The sequence below is a fragment of the Nostoc sp. KVJ20 genome, from assembly GCF_001712795.1.
Taxonomy (GTDB): Bacteria; Cyanobacteriota; Cyanobacteriia; order Cyanobacteriales; family Nostocaceae; genus Nostoc.
This window is the reverse complement of the sequence record NZ_KV757779.1, coordinates 1-7,793: the sequence shown is the minus strand read 5'-3', so window position 1 is coordinate 7,793 and position 7,793 is coordinate 1. Positions and strand designations below refer to the sequence as shown.

At 44.2% G+C, this 7,793-nt stretch carries 3 protein-coding genes; 1 reads left to right on the top strand and 2 read right to left on the bottom strand.

Annotated features, from left to right (window positions below):
- Positions 1–424: 424 nt before the first annotated feature.
- Together A4S05_RS36355 and A4S05_RS36350 are read right to left on the bottom strand one after the other, a co-directional pair.
- Complete coding sequence (locus A4S05_RS36355) at positions 425–3,367, bottom strand: beta strand repeat-containing protein (protein WP_069074611.1); 2,943 nt, start codon at positions 3,365–3,367, stop codon at positions 425–427.
- Between the two features lie 504 nt (positions 3,368–3,871).
- Positions 3,872–5,818: an APC family permease gene (locus A4S05_RS36350; protein WP_069074610.1), complete on the bottom strand. Its 1,947-nt coding sequence runs from the start codon at positions 5,816–5,818 to the stop codon at positions 3,872–3,874.
- 330 nt (positions 5,819–6,148) lie between these two features.
- Here A4S05_RS36350 and A4S05_RS36345 point away from each other — a divergent pair.
- Positions 6,149–7,793: response regulator (locus A4S05_RS36345; protein ID WP_141699912.1), on the top strand; the 1,645-nt coding region annotated here is incomplete at its 3' end.

Below are 7,793 nucleotides of genomic sequence, written 5' to 3'. Positions count from 1 at the left end.
TTTTATATTTTTGTGCGAACTTGCTATTGTTTTGGCTTTCAGCACAATAATCACATAATTTAATCAAGAAACATTTTATTTTTATGCATCAGGAGGCAGGAGGCAGGAGGCAGGAGGTTTTTTCACTTATAGGATTCAAACCCCTCCTGAAAAAGAGCCACAAAACAAGAAAATACCGAAAGTTCAGGAAAAAATTCAACATTTACTATCTATATAGGACGCATATTTGATTTCTGAAAAAACTCAGTACAACCAAGAAGCCTTCTTGACTTTTGCCTATTGCCTATTGCCTATTGCCTGCCTATGCAAATTAGTTCAGAAATCAAAGCGGATTCCTACATAACACAGAGATTGCATTGAACAATCGAATGCAAGGTGCTTATGAGAGAACCTTGCATTCCGTGTCTAGAATGATGGTGGAACGCTAAACAACTACAAAATTGGTTTCGGTTAGTGTCACACCACCCAAAAGTTGTGCAAATTTTACCTGAGTAAACCCAGACGCACTACCATCTTGGTCAAAATACAGTTCACCTGTAGAATTATCATAGATAAATCGTTGAGCTATCGTCGTTGCAGATGTTCCGAGGGTAAACTGGCTAGCTGAAAGTGAACCTCTTGATAACCCGCCACCAAAACCAGCAGCCGATACTTGAATAAGTTCATTAGTGGCGTTGAAATCAGAAATAGTATCAATACCTTCATTGGAACTATTGAAAGCAAAGGTATCAGTACCATCCCCTCCATAAAGTGTGTCATTATCTAAACTGTCAGTATAAATAGTATAACCGTAGCCCCCAGAGAGCCTATCGTTGCCATTGCTCCCCACAATATTGTCGTCATAGGCTGTCCCTAAGATATTGAATCGTTCTATATTCTTGTAGTTAACCTGATTCGTACCCGCCGTAATTGATCCAGTATTAGTAGTGGCATCAAAAGTCGAAGTGATTCCCCCTGTAGCATCGCGGTAATCGACGGACAACAAATCGTCACCTGTCCCCCCATCTACCGTTTGTGTTACTAAAGAAGAGAAGGCAAGATATGGGGATGGGGTGCTTACATAGATAGAATCATTGCCATCGCCTCCATCCAGTAGGTTATTGCCTGTTGAAGCGCTAGCATTTAAAGTATCGTCACCAACGCCACCATAGAGGGTGTTATTGCCAGAGGATACAGAGTTGTAGTAGGAGTCGTAATTTGGTTCGGCAAAGCCAGAGATATCAAGAAAATCATTACCATTGCCTCCAGAGAGCAGGTTATCACCTGATGAACCGCTAGCACTCAAGGTATCATTACCAGCGCCACCGTAGAGGGTATTATTGCCAGAGGAGCGATTGTCGTAGGGCTCGAAGTAGTCGCCGCCAAGTGATAAGTAATAGCCAGAGACGGAGACGGAATCATTGCCATCGCCTCCAATGAGCAGGTTATCACCTGTTGAACCGCTAGCACTCAAGGTATCGTCACCAGCACCACCGTTGAGAGTATTATTGCCCTCTGGGCGAAGATCGTCGCCTTTTTGGATGTAGCTGCTGTAGAACTCATAGCCAGAGGCAACGAGAGAATCATTGCCATCGCCCCCATTAAGCAGGTTATTTCCTACTAAATAGTCAACAAACAAGCGATCGTCACCAGTACCACCGTTGAGGGTATTATTGCCCGCACCACCCCGCAGCAAGTCATTGCCACTTAAGCCATCTATTATGTCATCACCACCCTGACCATTGATCACATCATCTGAGTTATCAAAGCCGCTAACATTATTATTTAAGTCATTAAGGAATGTGACTGTGTTCTTCCTGAAGATAGTGCTTTGGGTGGAGTTGGCATCGAAGACATCAAAGCTGTCAGTAATAGTAGTTTGCCCATAAAACAAGATATTGCCCAAGTCTACAGTGGCTCCTGTAGATTTGCTGAGGTTTTCCAGGTTTTCCAGGGCAAAGTTTTGCAGGATGAGTTTGCTTCCACCAAACTCTCCTTCAAAAGTGATTTCCAGATTGTTGCCATTCTGGGTAAGCAGCAGATTTTCGGCAGTGAAGCCATTGGACTGGAAATTTAGAGTATCCACTTCGGCAATGACTGCTGCCGAAGGATTTGTTCCTTTACCTACTCCACCGAAATCCGTGATAATATCAGTGCTGCTGTAGGTTAAGGATCTGTAAACAAATTTATCCTTGCCACCGCCACCTGTGAGGATATCAAAGCCATAGCCACTGGTACCGTCACCTATGAGAATATCATCGCCCTTGCCACCGTTGAGGGTATTATTACCAAAGGCGCCAAAGGCACTAAGAGAATCGTTACCATCGCCCCCAGAGAGCAGGTTGTCACCTGATGAGCCACTAGCACTCAAGGTATCGTCACCAGCACCACCATTGAGGATGTTTTTGTCAGACGAGGGGACACCGGGTTCGTAGTACTCAAAGTCAAGGATGGAGAGAGAATCATTGCCATCGCCCCCATTCAGTAGCTTATCGCCTGATGAAAATTCAGCATGTAAGGTATCGTCACCAGCGCCGCCGTTGAGGGTGTTTTTGCCAGAGGAGCGAAAGGTACTAAGAGAATCATTGCCATCACCTCCAGAAAGCAGGTTATCGCCTCTTAAATTATTAACATTCAAGTAATCGTCATCAGCGCCACCATTGAGGGTGTTATTCCCCGCACCGCCGTTGAGGGTATCATTCCCCGCACCGCCATTGAGGATATCATTCCCTGCACCACCCCGCAGCAAGTCGTTGCCATTTAAACCATCTATTGTGTCATTACCCCCTTGACCATTTATCACATCATCTGAGTTGTCAAAGCCGATAACATTGTTGTTTAGGTCGTTAAGGAAGGTGACTGTATTCTTCTTGAAGATAGTGCTTTGGGTGGAGTTGTCATCGAAGACATCAAAGCTGTCAGTAATGGTAGTTTGCCCATCAAACAAAATATTGCCCAAGTCTACAGTGGCTCCTGTAGATTTGCTGAGGTTTTCCAGGTTTTCCAGGGCAAAGTTTTGCAGGATCAGTTTGGCATTACCAAGCTCTCCTTCAAAAGTGATTTCCAGGTTGTTACCATTCTGGGTGAGCAGCAGATTTTTGGCAGTTAAAATATCGCCTTGGAATTTTATGATATCCACTTCCGCAATGACTGCTGCCGTAGGGTTTGTTCCTTTACCTATGCCATTGAAATCAGTGATAATATCGGTGTCGTAGTTGGGTAAGTTGTTTAAGCTGTAGACAATTTTATCCTTGCCGCCTCCACCTGTGATCGTATCGCTGCCATAGGTAGGTGTGATGATATCGTTGCCTGCTTTACCGTTAATAGTGTCCGCACCGTTACTACCGAGTAGGGTATCATTACCGTTTGTTCCAATGATATTTGCCATAACTCTTACTTTCCTAAATCGATTTTCTCAGTAATTTTAAGTTCTCAAACTGCTGTTTTAGAGCATAAAGAAACCGCCAAATTTTGGCGTTTTCGACATGTTTTATACGTCAACCTTGAGGAGATGTCTATGCTTAAATAAGCATCTTTGCATACTCTTCACATTATTCACCGAGAAATGTATATACCAGTACTGAGCTTTGTATATTCTTTATATTCCAATACGGTTCAGTGAAGGCTGAAAGTGGTGTAAATCTAAGTATTGTTTCCAAGAATGGAAAGAGAGAGTGGTGTCAATACGGTTAGGTTAAGGTTTTTTGATGAAAATTCTAGATCCAAAGACGCGATAAATCGCCGTCTCTACAAGGATCAATCTTTTGTAGAGACGGCGATTTATCGCGTCTCTTGACTTAACCGAACCGTATTGAGAGTGGTGTATCTTAAGGGTTTTTCGGAGGATATTACTACAGAGCATCTTTTAGGAGAAGAAATACTGACTTTTGACTCAACCTCCAACATGAATACCAGGACGTTTATGGGGATTCTTTTCAGCCCGACGGAGTACTTCACGGGTGACTACAGCAATATCACCTTCACCAAACAAGATAAAACGCAGTAAGTATTGTATAGGATTTCCCTCAACCCAGCCGAAGTAAGCATGGGGGATTTTACCTGTATGGTCACGTATATAAAGTAGTAAAGCTGCGATCGCATTAGGTACTGCTGCACTTTCAGCCCGGAGGATGCGATAATCACCAACTTGCACCCCTTTTACTTTGATCACATCGGCAAATTCCGAAGCATCTGACACCATAATTTCGAGAAACAGAATTGGATCGTTGGGTGGAATATGGTTGTCTTCGCGTACCTCTTTCTCTTTCATAAAATACTCTAGGACATCGCCCATATTCAACCGATTTGCAATCAGTCGTATTGTTCCTTGGCTCTCTTCGGCAAGGAATTGACCAGCAAGTTCGTCAACTTCGATTCGTTCTGCTCGCAGTTCCGTTGAACGCCAAACACGAGAAACCAATGAGGTAAAAATGATTGTGCCGATAAAGAAGCCCGCAATCTTAATCCCTTCTGGTCTTTCGATGATATTGACAATAGTGGTGTATAAAAATAACAGTGTAATGATCCCCAAAACGGCTCTTGCCCGCTTCTGTCGGTGACGGTGGGCTGATAAGGTGACGGCAAAGGCGGCTGAGGTGATCAACACAAGCACGCCAGTTGCATAAGCCCCGCCTTGGGCTTCCACATTTGCTCTGAAGATAATTGTGACTACAAAAGCGATCGCTGTGTAGACTAACACTAAAGGTCGCGTTGCTCGTGCCCAATTGGGTGCCATGCCATAACGTGGTAGGTAGCGAGGCACGATATTCAGCAGTCCTGCCATTGCAGATGCACCTGCAAACCACAAAATCGAAATAGTACTTAAATCGTAAATTGTGCCAAAGCCATCGCCTAGATATAGATGTGCTAAATAAGCAAGGGCGCGTCCATTAGCTTTGCCCCCAGATGCAAATTCTGCCACTGGAATCAGTAGAGTAGTTATCAAGCTGCTGGTAAGCAAAAAGAAGCTCATAATCAGAGCAGCAGTGGTGAGCAGCTTACGTGTATTCCGAATCCGCCCTTTGGGATGCTGCGGAGTGTCGTTATTGCTGCCTTTAACCAGAGGCATAACGGTAACACCAGTCTCAAAGCCTGACAATCCCAGCGCTAGTTTGGGGAATATAAGCAGAGAAATTCCAATTAGGAGCAAAGGGTTGGAATGGCGGGCAAAAAGTGCAGTCTGCCAGTTAGCGATCGCTCCAGGGTGAGTTAGGATCTGATACGAACCGACACCAACGACAATGAAGTTTAACAGCAGATAAACTCCTACCAAAACTACTGCAATACCAATAGCTTCTCGGAAACCTCTTAAGAAAACTGCGCCTAGTAATGCAACTAATATCAAGGTTACTGCGATCGTCTGATTATGAAGCCAATTTGGCGTCAGCGGATTTTCGATGATATGGGCTGTGGCATCGGCTGCTGAAAGAGTAATGGTAATAATAAAGTCAGTTGCCACAAAACCGAGTAAACACAACACAAGTAATTTGCCTTGCCACCAGGGGAGCAAACGCTCTAACATTGCGATCGATCCTTCACCATTAGGGCTTTCGGCTGCAATGCGTCGATAGATTGGCAATGCTCCAAAGAGCGTCAGCAAAACCAGAATCAGGGTTGCTATAGGAGAAAGAGCGCCAGCCGCCAGTGCTGCAATCCCAGGTTGATAGCCAAGGGTCGAGAAATAATCTACACCAGTCAAGCACATCACCTGCCACCAAGGATGCTGACGATGTGATTCTTCTTTGCGGTAAGGGCCTTCCTTCTCTCCTCGATCTTCTTCAAGCAACCAGTGGATTAACTGGCTGCCAACCCGTTTTGTTGAAACAATTGATTTAGCCATTAAATACGATTGTGTTGCAGAATTCGGCTTTGTGATTTTTTTAAGCCTTTATGATTGATTAAATAAAATTTTGAGTTAAAAATATATAGCATTCTGCTTAGAGTTGTACAGGGTTCATTCGGACTCCTGACGCCTGAATAGTGTAGCAGCTAGCATATAACAAATCAATTAAAAATTAATCAATATTGATATTTGTTAATGAATATGAACCGGAAAGATGAACCTTTTGGAAGATGTTTTAAAATCTTGCATTGATATTAGATTAATTTTGCAATTTAAGTTGCTTGCTTATTAACTGCTGTACCCATTTTAATTTGGAAAGCTTCTAACATGAAAATATTAGTTGTAGAAGATGATGAGTTAAATGCATACTCACTCAGTGCCATTTTGACTAACCAAAACTATGCGGTTGAAATTGCTACTGATGGTGATGCGGCTTGGGATTTTATTCAAACTTACGATTATGATTTAATCCTTCTGGATGTAGTGTTGCCCAAGCTAGATGGCATTAGTCTTTGTCGTCAAATCCGGTCTAATGGTCTGCAAATGCCAATATTGTTATTGACAGGGTGCGATAGTGGTCATGAGAAAGCGATCGGATTAGATGCTGGTGCAGATGACTATGTAGTTAAACCCTTTGACCAAGAAGAGTTAATTGCTCGTATTAGGGCGCTGTTGCGTCGCAAGGGCGTAAACTCGAAACCTGTGCTGGAATATGGTAAGTTGCAACTAGATCCCAGTAGTTGTGAAGTGATCTACGCTGGCAATCTGCTGCCACTTACTCCAAAAGAGTATGCTCTGTTAGAGCTATTCTTGCGAAATACTCGGCGGGTATTTAGCTGTGGCATGATTTTAGAACATCTTTGGTCTTATGAAGATACTCCACAAGAAGAAGCTGTTCGTACCCATATCAAAGGATTACGACACAAACTTAAAGCTGTCGGAGCAGCTAGTGATTTGGTGGAAACAGTTTATGGTATCGGCTATCGTCTGAAATCACTGGAAGAAGGAGTAGGGAGCAGGGGGGCAGAGGGGCAGGGGAGCAGAGGGGTAGGGGAGCAGGGGGAAAATTCCTCTCCTCTGCATCCTTCACCCCGCCCCTCTGCTTCTTCTCCTTCCCCAGCGCCTAATCTCAAATCACAGCAGCAAGCACTAATGGCAGTTGCGGAAATTTGGCAACGATTTCAAGGGCGGGTGGATGAGCAGCTGAGGTTGCTGGAGGAAGCGATCGCAACTTTAAATCAAAATACTTCAAGTCCCAAATTGCTCTCTAGCGCAGCCAAAGAGGCCCATACTTTGGCAGGATCTTTAGGTACTTTTGGCTTACCTCTTGGCTCAAAATTGGCACGCAATATTGAACTGCTGTTAAGTTCTGGTCAAACCTTGAGTAAATTTGAGATTAGCAACCTCGAAAGTTGGGTAAGGTTATTGCGTCGGGAAATTGAGGGAAACAACACAGCGGTAATATCTGCATCATCAACCCCACAGGTATTAGAAACAGTAACGCAATCGCGGCAAAATGAACCCCATACAGAAACTAAAATATTGGTTGTAGATGACGATCCGCAAATTCAGGCATTGTTGCAAACCTTACTTAGTCCTTGGGGACTCAAGGCGATCGCTCTTGAAGATCCACTTCAGTTCTGGAAAACCTTAGAAGCAGTTGCGCCAGATATGCTGATTCTGGATGTGGAATTACCTCATACAAATGGTATAGAGCTTTGCCGATTGGTACGCAACGATTCGCGCTGGAGTGAGTTACCTATCCTATTTCTAACTGTGCATAGCGATGCCGAGATGGTAAATCAGGTGTTTAGCGTTGGTGCTGATGACTTTGTAAGCAAGCCCATTGTCGGGCCAGAACTTGTAACCCGGATTGTCAATCGCTTAGAACGGGTGAAATTGCGGCAGCGCGTGACGCAGGGTGGGGAGGTTGGGGGGCAGAGGGGCAGGGGAGTAGGGGGAGCAGGGGAAG